At 61.4% G+C, this 14436-nt stretch carries 16 protein-coding genes; 3 read left to right on the forward strand and 13 right to left on the reverse strand.

Features of this window, described 5'->3' with window-relative positions; translation table 11 throughout:
- Window positions 1-41: 41 nt before the first annotated feature.
- The 3 genes from dgoD to ACODTO_RS18070 are packed head-to-tail and all read right to left on the reverse strand — an operon-like array spanning window position 42 to window position 2863.
- Complete coding sequence (gene dgoD / locus ACODTO_RS18060) at window positions 42-1190, reverse strand: galactonate dehydratase (protein ID WP_489106835.1); 1149 nt, start codon at window positions 1188-1190, stop codon at window positions 42-44.
- 49 nt (window positions 1191-1239) lie between these two features.
- Window positions 1240-1860 (reverse strand): 2-dehydro-3-deoxy-6-phosphogalactonate aldolase, encoded by a 621-nt coding sequence (locus ACODTO_RS18065; RefSeq protein WP_175386297.1) that lies wholly within the window; start codon window positions 1858-1860, stop codon window positions 1240-1242.
- 19 nt (window positions 1861-1879) lie between these two features.
- Window positions 1880-2863: a 2-dehydro-3-deoxygalactonokinase gene (locus ACODTO_RS18070; protein WP_139649406.1), complete on the reverse strand. Its 984-nt coding sequence runs from the start codon at window positions 2861-2863 to the stop codon at window positions 1880-1882.
- A gap of 189 nt (window positions 2864-3052) precedes the next feature.
- On the opposite strand from ACODTO_RS18070, the gene ACODTO_RS18075 reads away from it, so the two are divergent.
- Window positions 3053-3685: a glutathione S-transferase family protein gene (locus ACODTO_RS18075; protein WP_175363420.1), complete on the forward strand. Its 633-nt coding sequence runs from the start codon at window positions 3053-3055 to the stop codon at window positions 3683-3685.
- 5 nt (window positions 3686-3690) lie between these two features.
- On the opposite strand, the gene ACODTO_RS18080 is transcribed toward ACODTO_RS18075, so the two are convergent.
- Window positions 3691-4173: a GNAT family N-acetyltransferase gene (locus ACODTO_RS18080; protein WP_003179435.1), complete on the reverse strand. Its 483-nt coding sequence runs from the start codon at window positions 4171-4173 to the stop codon at window positions 3691-3693.
- A 176-nt stretch (window positions 4174-4349) separates the two neighbouring features.
- Between ACODTO_RS18080 and ACODTO_RS18085 the strand changes: the two genes are divergently transcribed.
- Entirely contained in the window at window positions 4350-4694 is a 345-nt protein-coding gene (locus ACODTO_RS18085) for a hypothetical protein (protein ID WP_139649403.1), read from the forward strand.
- 32 nt (window positions 4695-4726) lie between these two features.
- Complete coding sequence (locus ACODTO_RS18090; protein ID WP_055134132.1) at window positions 4727-5107, forward strand: Rho termination factor N-terminal domain-containing protein; 381 nt, start codon at window positions 4727-4729, stop codon at window positions 5105-5107.
- Between the two features lie 258 nt (window positions 5108-5365).
- Here ACODTO_RS18090 and araH read toward each other — a convergent pair whose 3' ends face one another.
- The 9 genes from araH to ACODTO_RS18135 all read right to left on the reverse strand — a co-directional run bounded on the left by araH (window position 5366) and on the right by ACODTO_RS18135 (window position 14322).
- Window positions 5366-6334: an L-arabinose ABC transporter permease AraH gene (gene araH / locus ACODTO_RS18095; protein ID WP_041020454.1), complete on the reverse strand. Its 969-nt coding sequence runs from the start codon at window positions 6332-6334 to the stop codon at window positions 5366-5368.
- Window positions 6335-6344: 10 nt separating this feature from the next.
- Window positions 6345-7889, reverse strand: a complete 1545-nt coding sequence (araG, locus tag ACODTO_RS18100) for an L-arabinose ABC transporter ATP-binding protein AraG (protein ID WP_139649399.1) — start codon at window positions 7887-7889, stop codon at window positions 6345-6347.
- 68 nt (window positions 7890-7957) lie between these two features.
- Window positions 7958-8962 (reverse strand): substrate-binding domain-containing protein, encoded by a 1005-nt coding sequence (locus tag ACODTO_RS18105; RefSeq protein ID WP_489106836.1) that lies wholly within the window; start codon window positions 8960-8962, stop codon window positions 7958-7960.
- 171 nt (window positions 8963-9133) lie between these two features.
- Window positions 9134-9952: an SDR family oxidoreductase gene (locus tag ACODTO_RS18110; RefSeq protein WP_139649397.1), complete on the reverse strand. Its 819-nt coding sequence runs from the start codon at window positions 9950-9952 to the stop codon at window positions 9134-9136.
- Between the two features lie 242 nt (window positions 9953-10194).
- Window positions 10195-11070 carry an SMP-30/gluconolactonase/LRE family protein gene (locus ACODTO_RS18115; RefSeq protein WP_175386292.1) on the reverse strand — a complete coding sequence of 292 codons (876 nt, stop codon included), beginning with the start codon at window positions 11068-11070 and terminating at the stop codon, window positions 10195-10197.
- A complete protein-coding gene (locus tag ACODTO_RS18120) occupies window positions 11067-11813 on the reverse strand; it encodes a FadR/GntR family transcriptional regulator (protein ID WP_139649393.1) in 747 nt (248 codons plus the stop codon). Before ACODTO_RS18120 ends, ACODTO_RS18115 begins: the two co-directional genes overlap by 4 nt.
- 186 nt (window positions 11814-11999) lie before the next feature.
- Window positions 12000-12560, reverse strand: a complete 561-nt coding sequence (locus ACODTO_RS18125) for a DUF1285 domain-containing protein (protein WP_175386290.1) — start codon at window positions 12558-12560, stop codon at window positions 12000-12002.
- Window positions 12561-12575: 15 nt separating this feature from the next.
- Window positions 12576-13181 carry a DUF4823 domain-containing protein gene (locus ACODTO_RS18130; RefSeq protein WP_041020461.1) on the reverse strand — a complete coding sequence of 202 codons (606 nt, stop codon included), beginning with the start codon at window positions 13179-13181 and terminating at the stop codon, window positions 12576-12578.
- Between the two features lie 172 nt (window positions 13182-13353).
- The gene (locus ACODTO_RS18135) at window positions 13354-14322 is read right to left on the reverse strand and encodes a GTP 3',8-cyclase MoaA (RefSeq protein WP_139649387.1); all 969 of its coding nucleotides are present in this window, start codon (window positions 14320-14322) and stop codon (window positions 13354-13356) included.
- Window positions 14323-14436 lie beyond the last annotated feature (114 nt).

Here is a 14436-nt window from a genome sequence, read left to right on the forward strand (position 1 = left end):
CCACAAGATTCCATGGCTCGCACAGTGTGATCAGGCCTCAATCACCACTCGGCAAAACTGCCATCGGCATGGCGCCAGATCGGATTGCGCCAGCGGTGGCCGACGGCGGCGCGTTCGATGACGTACTCCTCGTTGATCTCAATGCCCAGGCCCGGGCCGTTGGGGATCTTCACGAAGCCTTTGTCGTAGTCGAACACCCGCGCATCCTTGACGTAATCCAGCAGGTCGTTGCTCTCGTTGTAGTGGATGCCCAGGCTCTGCTCCTGGATGAACGCGTTGTAGCAAGCCGCATCCAGTTGCAGGCACGCCGCCAGGGCGATCGGGCCCAGCGGGCAGTGCAGCGCCAGCGCCACGTCGTAGGCCTCGGCCATGTTGGCGATCTTGCGGGTTTCGGTGATACCACCGGCGTGGGACGCATCCGGCTGGATGATGTCCACGTAACCTTCGCTGAGCACCCGCTTGAAATCCCAGCGGGAAAACAGGCGCTCACCCAAGGCAATCGGCGTGCTGGTCAGCGGCGCCAGTTCCTTGAGGGCTTCGTAGTTTTCGCTGAGCACCGGCTCTTCGATGAACATCAGCTTGTACGGGTCGAGTTCCTTCATCAGCACCTTGGCCATCGGCTTGTGAACCCGGCCATGGAAGTCGACGCCGATGCCGACGTTCGGCCCTACCGCGTCCCGCACCGCTGCCACGTTGGCGAGGGCCAGGTCGACTTTCTCGAAGGTGTCGAGAAACTGCAGCTCTTCAGTGCCGTTCATTTTCACCGCCGTGAAGCCCCGTCCCACGGCTTCTTTCGCTGCGCGGGCGGTGTCCGCCGGCCGGTCGCCGCCGATCCAGGAATAGACGCGGATCTTGTCGCGCACCTGGCCGCCCAGCAGTTCGCTGACCGACACCCCCAGGGCCTTGCCCTTGATGTCCCACAGCGCCTGGTCGATACCGGCCAGGGCGCTCATGTGCACGGCGCCACCGCGATAGAAGCCGCCGCGATACAGCACGGTCCAGATGTCTTCGATATTGCGCGGGTCTTTGCCGATCAGGTAGTCGGACAATTCCTCGACGGCGGCCGCCACCGTATGGGCACGGCCCTCGACCACCGGCTCGCCCCAGCCAGTCACACCCTCGTCGGTTTCGACCTTGAGGAAGCACCAGCGCGGCGGAACAATGAAGGTGGTCAGTTTGGTGATTTTCATCTTGTTGCCTCTCTTGTCAGATGCAGCGCACGCAGCGCTGGAAAAGTCTTCAGTTCAAGGCATTCCATGCGGCCACGTAAGCCTTGGCGCGCACCGCGACTTCGTCTGCCGTCATGCCCGGCTTGAACAACCCGGAGCCCAGGCCGAACCCCTTGACGCCCGCCTCGAGGAACACCGCCATGTTGTCCGGCGTGATCCCACCCACCGGCACCAGCACGGTCCCGGCCGGCAACACCGCGAGCCAGGCCTTGACCACCGCAGGGCCCATTTGCTCGGCAGGAAACAGTTTCAACACATGGGCGCCTTCGGCCAGCGCGGCAAATGCCTCGGTAGGCGTGGCGACCCCGGGCGAGAGGTAGAGCCCCGCCGCTTTCGCCGCCCGCAACACCTTCGGATCGCTGTGGGGCATGACGATCACCTGGCCGCCGGCAGCCTTCACCTGCTCCACCTGCTCCGGCGTCAGCACGGTGCCAGCGCCGATCAGGCAGTCGGCGGGCAAGGTATTGCGCAGGATGCGGATACTTTCGTACGGCTCGGGGGAATTGAGCGGTACTTCGATGACGCGAAATCCGGCGCTGTACAGGACTTCGCCGATGGCTGTCGCCTCTTCGGGACGCAGACCGCGCAAGATCGCGATCAGCCCGTTGTGCGCCAGTGCTTGTGTGAGCATGTCAGACCTCCAGTCAGGTTTAACGCGATGCGCTGGATTCGAGCAGCCCGGCCGCCACGGCCAGTTGCCACAAACCTCGTTCGGTAGCCTGTTCGGCTAGGGTCACCCGGGCAAAGCCGCAGGCGTCGAGAGCCCGCTGATAACGGGCGCAGAGTTGGGAATTGCCGATCAAGACCACCGTCGGCAAATGCACGCTGTTGCGCCGATGCCGCTGTGCGGCGGCCAGCGCCGTCAGCTCGTGGCCAATCAACAAGCCAGAGAGATAGTCGGCCTGGGCGCTCGCGCCAAGTTCACCGGTCAGCCCCAGGCTGCGAGCGCTGAACACGGTGGACAGCGGACCGACCTGTCCGTCCGTCGACAGCGCCACCTGCACACCCCGATCGAAGGCCACGCCATCGAACGCAGCACCGCGCTGTTGGGTACGGCCGAGAATGCTGTGGTCGCTGAGCACGGCGAAGATTTCACCGGTCATGAAAGTGTCGAAATGCACGATGCAACCGTCGGCCACTTCCACCCACTTCGAGTGGCTGCCAGGCAGGCCGATCAGCACCGCTTCGTTCGGCAAGCTGTGCAAGGCGCCCAGTACCTGGGTTTCTTCGCCGCGCATGACATTGGGCAACCGCGAGCGCTGGATCACCCCTGGCACGATGTGCACATCGACACCGCGAAGGCTCCGAACGGTTTGTAGGGAATGTCCGAGATTGGCGACGTTAGCCGGTGTGTCGCAGTAAGGCGCTTCGCACCAACCCTGGGCGCTGCCGACCATGCCGCAGGCAATGACGGGCAGGCCCGGCTGCGCGTCCAACCAATCACCGCAGGCCTCGTCGAACGCCAGCTCGAAACCGTCGGTGCATTCCCGACCGGCCACGGTCCGCGGCCCGGAGGGCAACTGCATGATCCCCGACGACAGCGAGCGCTGTTCGAGCACCTCGCCTCCCGCGGCGAGTTTGTAAGCCCGTAGTGAGGTCGTCCCCCAATCGAGCGCGATCAATTGCGCCTGCATCCGCTTCACCTGTTCTGTTTTTTGGCAGTGAGTGGCACGGACTATAAACCTGAGCGCGACAAAATCTCAATATATAAATATCACTCCCATATATTGGGATTACCACGAAGAGATCTCCACCTATCGCTATCCACCCACGACCCTGCTACGTTTCCTGTCCGGATGCCTTTAACCCTCAGGGATAACGAAATGGGACAACTGCTGAAAATCCTCGGCCGCACTTCCTCGATCAATGTCAGGAAAGTGCTATGGACTTGCCGGGAATTGGACATTTCCTACGAGCGCGAAGATTGGGGCCTTGGCTTCAACTCAACCCACGACCCTGCGTTCCTGGCGCTTAACCCAAACGCCCAGGTACCGGTGATTATCGATGAGAACGGTGTGCTCTGGGAGTCGAACACCATCTGCCGTTATTTGGTGGGCAAGCATGGCGCCAGCGACCTGCTGCCGGTCGAGCCGGCGGCCAGGGCCCGGATCGAGCAGTGGATGGATTGGCAGGCGACGGAACTCAACCCGTCATGGGGTTATGCGTTTCACGCGCTGGTGCGCAAGAATCCGACTATGCAGGACCCCCACTCCATCGCCGCCGGCATCAAAGGCTGGAACGAGAAGATGGGGTTGCTGGAGCAGCAGTTGAATCACACCGGCGCCTACGTTGCCGGGGCGGACTTCTCTCTGGCAGACGTGCTCATCGGCCTGTCCGTGCACCGCTGGCGCCAGACGCCCATGGAACGGCCGGACTACCCGGCCGTGGCGGCGTACTGCAAGCGTCTGGAGCTGCGGCCCGGATTTGCCGAATGGGCGTCCGCCGACCACAACTGAGCCGTTCAATTGCCTTGGGCGAAATCCCGTAGCACCTTGCCGTCCATCCGGTAGCGCACCCATTCTTCCTGGGGTTGCGCGCCGAGGGATTTGTAGAACTCGATCGCCGGTGTGTTCCAGTCCAGGACGCTCCATTCGAAACGACCGCAATCGTTGTCGCAGGCGACCTTGGCCAGGTGACGCAACAACGTCTTGCCCGCCCCACCGCCGCGCTGTTCGGGGGTGATGTACAGGTCTTCCAGATACAGGCAGTTACTGCCCAACCAGGTGGAGTAGCTGAAAAAGAACACCGCAAAACCAATCGGTACGCCATCACGCAGGCAGATCAGGCCATGGGCCGTCGCGCCTTCGCTGAACAGGCTGCGCTCGATGTCGGCCACACTGGCGATGACTTCGTGACGGGCCTTTTCGTAGTCGGCCAGCTCGGTGATGAAGGCAAGGATTTGAGGCGCATCGCTGGGTTGCGCGGGACGGATCTCGATCGACATGAACGGGCCTTGTAGCCAATGGAAAGCGCCATACTAAGCCGCTACGCAGCGCTCGTCACATGCCAATCCAAAATGATTATGCTCCGCAAAAAGCGCCATTCGTCGCCCCCGAGGCACCAACCCCGATCCCGCACGGCCCAAGATCAGGCAAGCATCTGAAAAATGGAGGCGACACCATGATCACTTCAAGGCTGACTGCGTTCACATTTGCCGCACTGCTGTCTTCGGTGGCCTTCGCGGCGACCACCTCCGGTACCGGACCGACCGACCCGGTGGAGGCACCCAACTCGCCGGCCACCCAGGGCATGCCCAAGTTGAACACCGATGGCACCGGCGGCGGCACCTTGAACAATGGCCAGCCACCCGCCACAGGTACCGATCCGCGTGTGCAGGGCAATGACATGGGCCGCCAGGGCGGCATGAACACACCGGACTCTACAGCGCCCGATAACGCCGGAACCGGCGTGGGCTCGAAAACCACCACCGGTGGTTCGGGCTCCGAAGGTGGCGCCAGCCAGTAGCCTCTGCTCACACATTTGAGGAGGAGAATCCCATGCCTCGTGGAAGCAAAGACAAATACACCGCCGAGCAAAAGCGCAAGGCCGAGCACATCGAAAAAAGCTACGAGAAGAAAGGCCTGTCCGAGGACACGGCCGAGGCACGCGCTTGGGCGACGGTGAACAAACAGTCCGGCGGCGGCGAACGTTCCGGCGGCTCAGGGAAGCACAAACCGGCCGCGGAAAAGAAAACCGACCGCAAGGAATCGGCTCGTCGTGCAGCCAAGACCCGGGAAGGCCATCCGCGCAGCAGCAAGGCTTCCCATGAAACCCAGACGGTCGACAGCCTGATGAAAGAAGCCCGGGCGAAAAACATTCCCGGGCGTTCGAAGATGCGCAAGCAGGAGTTGATCGAGGCGCTGCGCAAAGCGGCCTGATCGGCCGCCATCGCGAGCAGGCTCGCTCCCACATGCGGTCTGCGGCGTCTGCGGGCTTCGCGACAGACAAAAAACCTGTGGGAGCGAGCCTGCTCGCGATAGCACCAGATCAGCCAACATTGATATTGAATATGCCGACGCCTTCGCGAGCAAGCCCGCTCCCACATGCGGTCTGGGCGGGCGCTGGTTTTGTGGCTGACACAAGACCCGTGGGAGCCGGGCTTGCCCGCGATGGGGCCCGCCCGGTCGAAGCAGGTTTCAGCGCTGTTTCATGCGGTCGATGACCACCGCGAGCAACAGGATCGAGCCACGGATGACGTATTGGTAGAAGGTGTCGATGTTCTTCAGGTTCATCGCGTTCTCGATGATCGCCAGAATCAACACCCCGGCAATCACATGACGGATCATGCCGATCCCACCGCTCAACGAGACTCCACCCAGGACGCAGGCCGAGATCACCGTCAGTTCGAAACCCTGGCCGATCATTGGTTGGCCAGAGGTCATGCGCGAGGCCAGGATCACCCCCGCCAGCGCGCCGATCACGCCATGCACGGCGAAGATGATGATCTTGGTGCGATCGACGTTCACCCCCGCCAGCAACGCGGCTTCCTGGTTACCACCGATGGCCATGGTGTTGCGCCCATACGTGGTGTAGTTCAGCAACCAGCCGAAAAACAGAAAGCAGACGATGGTGATCAGGATCGGCACCGGCACCCCGAACAACTGGCCGTTGCCGTACACGAAGAACGATTCCTGGGACACGCCCACTGCCTTGCCATTGGCAAAGATGTAGGCCAGGCCGCGAACGATCTGCATGGTCGCCAACGTGGTAATCAAGGCATTGACCCGCAGCTTGGCAATGACGATGCCGTTGATCAGGCCAACGATCAGCCCCATCACCAGCGCCGCGCTGACACCCAGGAACACGCTGTTGGTATCGCGCATCACCACCGCCGCGACCACGCCGGCGCAGGCAATCACCGAGCCGACGGACAAGTCGAAGTGCCCGGATGCCAGGCAATACAGCATGGTACAGGCGGCAATGCCGGTGGTGGAAATTGCCAGGCCCAGGCCCCGCATGTTCAGCGGCGACAGGAAGTTGTCGATCAACAGGGTGCAGAGCACGAAGATGCCGATGGCCGCCAGCAGCATGACCCAGTCGTCCAGGAACCGACGCATGTCCAGGGGTTTGCGTGCCGTTGGCAGTGCATTGTTTTGAATGGTCATGATTTACCTCTCAGTTCGCCGCGTCGGCAACGCGTTGGCGTGGCAGCGCCAGTTGCAGCAGGTTGGATTCGTTGGCCTCGGCACGCGGCAGCTCGCCGCGCATGGCCCCTTCGCACAGCACCAGGATCCGGTCGGAAATGCCCATCACTTCCATCAGGTCGCTGGAGACCACAATCACCGCGATGCCCTCGGCCGCCAGGTTGTGGATGATCTGGTAGATCTCCGCCTTCGCACCGATGTCGATGCCGCGGGTGGGCTCGTCCAGCAACAGGACTTTCATCGGCATCGACAGCCATCGACCGAGGATCGCCTTCTGCTGGTTGCCGCCGGACAGGAACATGATTTTCTGCCCCGCCGTCGGCGTCTTCACTTTCAACGCCTTGATCTGCTTGTCGGCATTGCCCTTTTCCCAATCGCCGCGCAACAGGCAGCCGAGGGTGGAATGGGCACTGCGGGCGCTGATGTTGATGTTCTCGCCGACGCTGGCCAGGGGCATGATGCCTTCCTTCTTGCGGTCTTCCGGGCAGAGCAGTACGCCAGCGGCGATGGCATCCCGGGGCGAACGCAGTTTCAACGCTTCGCCGTGCAGGACCAGGCTCCCTTCGGTCTGGCGTTCCAGGCCGCTGAGCAATCGCAGCAATTCGGTGCGTCCGGCCCCCACCAGCCCGAACAAGCCGAGGATTTCACCTTTGTGCACTTGGAAACTCACCGGCTCACGCAGCCCCGGACCGAGCAGGCGATCGACCTGCAGCGCCACTTCACCGCGCTCACGGGCACGGTAATCGTAGATGTCCTGGATATCGCGACCGACCATGCAGGTGACCAACTGATCGTGGGTCAACTCGCTCATGTTGTCGAAGGTGCGCACGTAGCGGCCATCCTTGAACACCGTCACCGCGTCACAGATGCGGAACACCTCTTCCATGCGGTGACTCACATACAGCACCACTTTGCCCTCGTCCCGCAGGCGGGCGATGATCGCCATCAAGCGGTCGATTTCCCGTGCAGAGAGGCTGCTGGTGGGTTCATCGAAGGCAATCACATGGGCGCCCCGGGACAAGGCCTTGGCGATTTCCACCAGTTGGCGCTGGCCGAGGGACAGGCGACCGACTTTTTCCTGGGGATCGATTTCGTCGGCCAGGCCCTTGAGCAGCGCCAACGCCTGCTGGCGCAACACGCCACGATTGACCAGGCCGAAACGGGCCGGCAGGTGGCCCAGGAACAGGTTCTCGGCCACCGTCATTTCCGGCACCAGATGCAGCTCCTGGTGAATCACCGCCACGCCGCTGGCGATGCTGTCGGCCGTGCACTTGAAGGCCATCGTCTGCTCGCCGATCTGCAGCTCGCCGCTGCTCGGGATGTAGGCCCCACCCAGAATCTTCAGCAACGTGGACTTGCCCGCGCCGTTTTCCCCCATCAAGGCATGAACCTGGCCTGGATGGGCGACAAAACTGATATTGGCCAACGCCTGCACGCCGGGAAAGGCTTTGCCGATTCCGTTGAATCGCAAGCTGGCGCCGATGTTGTGTTGCTGTGTCGCTGTTTGCGCTTGCATAACCACCTCGAACTCACAGAGATCAAGCGGCCCCAAGACACCAGGGCCGCTTTTGAATCAACCGGCCGTCAATTCCACAGGCCGATCTTTTCCAGCTCCTGCTTGAAGTTCTCCCGAGTGATCAGCGTCACCTCGTCCATGGCGGTGTACTTCGGTGGTTCCTTGCCGGTGGTGACCCACTCGAACATCATCTCGGCGGTCTTGTAGCCTTCGATGTGCGGGCTAGGCAGCATCGAACCGAAGAAACCGCTGTGGGGTTTTTTCAGCTCGCCGATGGCGTCGGTGCCGTTGATGCCGATCCCGACCACGTTGTCTGCCTTGAAGCCGGCGCTTTCAGTCGCGCGCACGCCCCCCAGCACGGTGTTGTCATTCATGCCGCCGATGATCAGGTTCTTCGCGCCGCTGGGCAGTTTCACCAGGGCGGAGTTGGTGGAGTCCATGCTCCCCGGTACATCGAGGGTCTTGAGCGCCGTGGTGAGGATGTGGTCGTCCGGCATACCGGCTTTCTTGAGGGCGTCCATCGAACCGTCGGTACGTTTCTTGCCGGTGTCCAACTCGTTGAAGGTGTTGATCACCGCGTAGGTGTCTTTCCAGTCCCAGCCACGTTTTTTGGCTTCAGTAGCCATTGCGGCACCCTGCTTCTGGCCCACTTCGAACGCGGCCATGCCGAGGTACGGCACGTCTTCCATGAACTTGCCGCTGGCATCGACGAAACGGTCATCGACGGCGATGACTTTCATGTCGTTGAGTTTGGCCTTGGCCATGATGGCCGGGCCCAGGGACACGTCCGGCGGGCAGATCACGAAGCCCTTGGCGCCGTTGGCCGCGAGGCTGTCAATGGCCGAGAGGGTCTTCTCGCCATCGGGCACGGCAATCTTGATGACCTTGAAGCCCTTGTCCTTGCCCGCTTTTTCAGCGAACGCCCATTCGGTCTGGAACCAGGGCTCCTCGGCCTGCTTGACCAGAAAACCGATCTTCACTTCTTCAGCCGCCAGCAAGGTACTGCTGAGACCGACCGCGGCAACTGCCAAGGCAACGCGGCACAGGGAACGGATCCCACGACGATGATTCATAGTTGACTCCTTGTTTTTTTTATTGAAAGCCAAACGTCCAGGGTCTGCTCCACCATCGGTGGCAAAGCGCAGGCTGGGCGGTCACAGCAAGTTGCTACAGCATAGATCCAAATAGTCATATCGTATGATGATTGGATTACAGGCAAAGTTTCAGACTGCAATCCGGAATGTTCAGTCGTGGTACATGACCGAACGTCCACCATCAATGGTGATGCATGAAGCGTTGATGAAAGGTGCTTCATCACTGGCCAGGAACACGGCCGTCATTGCCACTTCGATCGGTTGCCCGATGCGGCGTGGCGGGTGCAGATCCAGCGCACGCTGGCGTTCGGCATGAGGATCGGCAAAACCGTTCCAGTAGTCGACGTTCAGTTGGGTTTCGATGTAGCCCGGTGCGATGGCGTTGACGCGTACGCCCTTGGGTGCGTATTCGATGCCCAGGGCGCGAGTCAGGCCGAGCAAGCCATGCTTGGCCACCGGATAAGGAAAACAGCCGGGGATGATGTGGGACGAATGGGTCGAAGCAATATTGATGATGCTGCCCACGCCCTGCTCGATCATCTGCGGCAACACAGCCTTGCAGCCATACCAGGCACCGTCCAGGTCGATGGCGAAGCAGCGGCGCCAATCTTCCTCGGTCATTTCCAACGGGTCGCGGAACACGTTGACGCCGGCGCAATTCACCAGCACATCGATCCGGCCGTGCAGTTCAACGGCACGGCGGGCCATGGCCTGCAGGTCCTGCGGGTTCGACACATCGGCTTGCAACGCTTGCACGTCCGCCCCGCGTTCACGCCAATCAGCGGCAACCTGTTCGACTTTGCCGGCCTGGATGTCGCTGATCACCAGGCGCGCCTGTTGCGAAGCGAACGCAGCGACGATGGCCTCGCCAATACCCTGGGCGGCACCGGTCAGCAACACCACCTTGTTCTTCAGCCGCTCGCCCTTGGGGGGCTCGGGCACTGGCGGCAAGGAAAGCGCTTCAGCCATGGCTCACGACTCCGCTATCCGCATCCGCAGCCACGACAAAAACCGGGCATCCAGGGATGACCGGCCGAAGGCGCTGGGAGGACAGTGGGTCACGTACGCCACCGGGGCGTACGGGGATGGATCGTTGCATCGCTTCACCTGTTTTGTTTTTTTAGTGTGAATGCATGTTGCTGATGGAGCCGACTATAAACCCGGCCACCAAACAATCTCAATATATATATTTACATCCCATATTTTGGGATTTAACCCGCAAACCGCGTACAGCTCACACCCGGCACATCGACCCGCATGGACAGCAGCGCGCCGTCCAGCGGATGCGCCAACGGACTGGCTGCGCTGGTGATGTACAGAGTCTTGAGATCCTCTCCCCCGAACACACAGCTGGTGGGACGACTGACCGGCAGTTCGATCACCCGGTCGACCTGTCCATCAGGGTTGATTCGCAGCAGGCAGCTGCCATCCCAGCGGGCGTTCCAGACATAACCCCGGGCATCCATCGCCGAGCCGTCCGGGCCGCCGCGCGAATGAGGGCCAAACCAGACTTCGGCGGGCGCCAGGCTGCCATCGGGATGGATGAAATGCCGGTACAACGTGCCGTCGAGGCTTTCACCGAAATACACCGTGGTGCCATCAGTGCTCCACAACAGCGTGTTGGGAATGCCCCGTCCGCGCAGCAACGGCATGACCCGGCCATCGGCGCCCACGCGAAACAAGCCGCCGGAGCGGTGTTCCAGGGGCAGATCCTCACCGTTTTCCCCAATGTTGTTCTGCATGGTCCCGAGCCACAGCTGGCCCAGGGCATCGCAACGGGCTTCGTTGGCGCGGTTACCGGGTTGGGGATCGGCCATGCACAGCAGCGTCAGGCGCGGCTCCAGGCCCGGCGAGTCCAGATCCAACCGGTAGACACCGCTGCTCAATGTCACCAGCGCATCACCACTCTGTGTGGGGATGAAGGCCGACACATGCTCGGGCATCTGCCAGATCTGTACATTGGCACCGATCAACCGCAGCGCCTGTTTGCCGGCGATGTCGACCCAATACAGCGCCTGGGTCGGCTCGTCCCAGAAAGGCCCCTCGCCCAGTTTCGCCCGGTGCTCCGTTACCGCCTTCCACATCATTGAAACCTCCTGTTTCCGGCTTGCCCGGCAATGTCTGTACGACCCGCCATCACATGAGGGTAGAAGCGCTTGATGGCCAGGTCAGCGTTGTCGATCAGGGTCATGCAGGCCCAGACGCCCCGTGTCGCGTCGCGGGACGCGATAGCTTCGGCGATGTCCTTGTGGATGGGCAAGGTGCGGCGCAGTTCATCCGGATCGGCAGCCGATACCTCGAACGACACCGCCAGCAACGCGCCCAGGGCCGGGACCATTTGTTCTATGAATTGATTGTGGCTGGCGGCGAGGATGCACTCGTGGAAAAACTGGTCGGCCCGGTTGTAGTCGACGCCGCTGTCCACGGCCCGCTCCAGCGCATGGTAGGCCAGGCGGATCGCCTGAACCTGCTCGACCGTCGCCCGCTCGCAGGCCCAGCGCACCGCCATTGGCTCGATGGTGCGGCGCAGATCCAACAGGTCATCGACAAAGTTCTCTGGCAAACCGCTGCGTGACAGCCAGCCGACCACCTGGGGATCGAACAGGTTCCAGCGCCGTACCGGCAGCACCCGCGTCCCCACTTTTGGCCCGACCTCGAGCATGCCTTTGGCCACCAGGGTCTTGATCGCCTCGCGAATCACCGTGCGACTGACCCCCAGTTGCTCGCCCAGGTCCGCCTCGACCTTGATGGTCTGCCCAGGCTTGACCTGGCCGGCGGCAATCCAACCGCCGAGCCAATCGACGGTCGATGCGTGAAAACTGCTGGACATGAAAACCCCGCGGGCCACTCTTATTGGTGGCTCACGCTAATCATCATATGATTGGCTGTCAATTGAATTCGTTCTGGGCACACATGTGGCAGCGAAGCTTGCTCGCGAAGGCGTAGTGTCAGCCAACATCCGCGCTGGCAGTGTTATCGCGAGCAAGCTTTGCTCCCACAGGCTCGCCCCACAGGGTTACGGTTCCAGGCCAATGGGGAAGAACACCCCGCCACTCCACACCCCCAACCAGCGCTGCCCGTCGATCTCACGACTCACCGCCAGCTCCACCAACTGGTAGAACACATTTCGGTGGATCAACGCTTCGAGGTTGCTGCGCACATGCACGTAGGGCGCCGGTTCCTGGGTGTGCGGATCGATCACGACCCGCATCGGATGATCAGGGCCGGCCTCGGTGGTTTCATCGACGTGGGTGGTGAAGCGCAATAACTGCCCTTCGCCATGGCCCTCGACCTCCAGGGTCACGGCCACGAACGGCGCATCATCGACCTGGATGCCGACTTTTTCCACGGGGGTAATCAGGAAGTAGTCATCGCCGTCGCGGCGGATGATGGTGGAGAACAGCTTGACCATCGGCTTGCGGCCGATGGGCGTGCCCAGGTAGTACCAGGTGCCATCGCGTGCGATGCGCATGTCGATGTTGCCGCAGAAGTCGGGGTTCCATAAGTGGACCGGCGGCAGGCCTTTGGTCTTGGGGATCTGCCCCAGCAGGTCATTGGCTTTTTGCGGTCCGCTCATGGTGACTCCTTGTATTTACTCGTCGCTCATCCCCAGCAGGCTGCGGGCATATTCACGCAAAGGCGTGGCGATGAGGTCTTGTGGCTGCTTGTCGTGCAACGTCAGTAAACCGCCACGACTCTTGATACGTGCAGTATCAATCAAATACTGGGTGCTGGTCTCGATCAACATGATCTGGATCACACTGGTGTCGACTCCCAGACGATCCACGGCTTCTTCGTCCAGCCATTCGTCAGAATTGCCGATGCGGTTGTCGGCCTTGGCGAACCGGGTGTACAGCAAATAGTGAGCACCGGCAGCACGGGCTTCGCCCATGGCCTGATCAAGCCCTTCGGGAACCCGGGCGCGACGGACCATCGGGAAATATTCGATGAACCCGTTAAAGGCTTCTTCGGCCACGACATTGGGACGCGGATAGGCACCGCCTGGCGGTGCGAAAGCGCCTTGGGCGATGTAGATGAACGAATCGGGCTGAATACGCAGGTTATTCACACGGCGACTGTCGCTGTGATCCAGCAGACCGGCGTCGCTCATGTGATAACGAACGCCCTCCCCCATGTCGCTGACATTCATACAGCCAGCCAGCGCCAAAACGGCCAGCAGCAAAACCAGGCTACGCATCCTACCCTCCAGAAACCGGTGTCGGAAAACCGGCGAATGGCCGTTGAATGCAGCTTTTGCGCCAGCTCAATGAAAATGGATTGACTGGAACAATGTAATCGCGGGCAAGCCTTGCTCCCACAGGGTAAACACCGTACCTGTGGGAGCAAGGCTTGCCCGCGATTGCGTGGGATCAGCCGCCGATGATCTTCATGATGGTTGCGCCGCCGGAAAACGCTACCTCTTGCTTGTCCCCCAAGGCCTTGACCAACAGCCGCTGAAGGGCCGGCAGCGCCTCGTGACGGGGTTTGTCCAGAAGGTCGCCGACGAAATGACGGTTGCTCGAGGACAGGCAACCATGCAACCAGCCTGTGGAAGACAACCGCAACCGCGAGCAAGTACGGCAGAAAGGCACGCTTTCGTTGGCGATCACACCGAAATATCCCATGCCTGGGATCTCATAGCGCACCGCCGTCGCATCCACTGGGGCGTCGGCTTGCAAGTATTCATACTGGTCGCCGATCAGGCTCAAGAGTTGTTGCAGGCTGACAAACTGCTGCAAGAACCCGTTGGAATCGCTGGCCAGGTGCCCCATGCGCATCAGCTCGATGAAGCGCAGCTCATAGCCACGCGCCAGGCAGTATTCGAGCAACGGCATCACCTGATCCAGGTTCTGCCCCCGCAACGGCACCATATTGACCTTGATCTTCATGCCCGCCGCATGGGCCTGGTCCATGCCGTCGAGTACCGTCGCCAGGTCGCCGCCGCGGGCGATGCTGCGAAATGCGGCAGGGTCCAGGGTGTCGAGGGAAACGTTGATGCGACGGATGCCCGCCCCCACCAGCAAAGGCAACTTCTTCGCCAGCAACTGGCCGTTGGTGGTCAGGCTGATGTCCTCCAGCCCCATCTGCCCCACCGCCGTCATGAAGCGTTCGAGCTTGGGACTGACCAACGGCTCGCCCCCGGTGATGCGCAGTCGCTCGATGCCGGCAGCTTCGATCAGGTAAGCCACGCCTCGCGCCATCGCCTCGGCCGACAACTCGTCCTGCGCCGCCACCAGGCGCTTGCCGTCGGGCACGCAATAGGTGCAGGCGTAGTTGCAGGCGGAAGTCAGGCTGATCCGCAAATTGCGAAAACGCCTGCCCTGACGGTCAACGATCATGGATGACTCCGGCGAAAGAAAAATCGGACCTACGAAACTTGACCTAGAATTCAGGTTTTCGCAAGACCCAAGCCTGAGTATATTACTGGGGCACTGCGCCATGTAAGCGGACAT

This window comes from Pseudomonas sp. FG13 (assembly GCF_057809755.1).

What these genes read in the sequence shown, in the direction of transcription:
- dgoD (WP_489106835.1), bottom strand. Translation starts at nt 1,190, where the DNA reads ATGAAAATCACCAAACTGACCACCTTCATTGTTCCGCCGCGCTGGTGC.
- ACODTO_RS18065 (WP_175386297.1), bottom strand. Translation starts at nt 1,860, where the DNA reads ATGCTCACACAAGCACTGGCGCACAACGGGCTGATCGCGATCTTGCGC.
- ACODTO_RS18070 (WP_139649406.1), bottom strand. Translation starts at nt 2,863, where the DNA reads ATGCAGGCGCAATTGATCGCGCTCGATTGGGGGACGACCTCACTACGG.
- ACODTO_RS18075 (WP_175363420.1), top strand. Translation starts at nt 3,053, where the DNA reads ATGGGACAACTGCTGAAAATCCTCGGCCGCACTTCCTCGATCAATGTC.
- ACODTO_RS18080 (WP_003179435.1), bottom strand. Translation starts at nt 4,173, where the DNA reads ATGTCGATCGAGATCCGTCCCGCGCAACCCAGCGATGCGCCTCAAATC.
- ACODTO_RS18085 (WP_139649403.1), top strand. Translation starts at nt 4,350, where the DNA reads ATGATCACTTCAAGGCTGACTGCGTTCACATTTGCCGCACTGCTGTCT.
- ACODTO_RS18090 (WP_055134132.1), top strand. Translation starts at nt 4,727, where the DNA reads ATGCCTCGTGGAAGCAAAGACAAATACACCGCCGAGCAAAAGCGCAAG.
- araH (WP_041020454.1), bottom strand. Translation starts at nt 6,334, where the DNA reads ATGACCATTCAAAACAATGCACTGCCAACGGCACGCAAACCCCTGGAC.
- araG (WP_139649399.1), bottom strand. Translation starts at nt 7,889, where the DNA reads ATGCAAGCGCAAACAGCGACACAGCAACACAACATCGGCGCCAGCTTG.
- ACODTO_RS18105 (WP_489106836.1), bottom strand. Translation starts at nt 8,962, where the DNA reads ATGAATCATCGTCGTGGGATCCGTTCCCTGTGCCGCGTTGCCTTGGCA.
- ACODTO_RS18110 (WP_139649397.1), bottom strand. Translation starts at nt 9,952, where the DNA reads ATGGCTGAAGCGCTTTCCTTGCCGCCAGTGCCCGAGCCCCCCAAGGGC.
- ACODTO_RS18115 (WP_175386292.1), bottom strand. Translation starts at nt 11,070, where the DNA reads ATGATGTGGAAGGCGGTAACGGAGCACCGGGCGAAACTGGGCGAGGGG.
- ACODTO_RS18120 (WP_139649393.1), bottom strand. Translation starts at nt 11,813, where the DNA reads ATGTCCAGCAGTTTTCACGCATCGACCGTCGATTGGCTCGGCGGTTGG.
- ACODTO_RS18125 (WP_175386290.1), bottom strand. Translation starts at nt 12,560, where the DNA reads ATGAGCGGACCGCAAAAAGCCAATGACCTGCTGGGGCAGATCCCCAAG.
- ACODTO_RS18130 (WP_041020461.1), bottom strand. Translation starts at nt 13,181, where the DNA reads ATGCGTAGCCTGGTTTTGCTGCTGGCCGTTTTGGCGCTGGCTGGCTGT.
- ACODTO_RS18135 (WP_139649387.1), bottom strand. Translation starts at nt 14,322, where the DNA reads ATGATCGTTGACCGTCAGGGCAGGCGTTTTCGCAATTTGCGGATCAGC.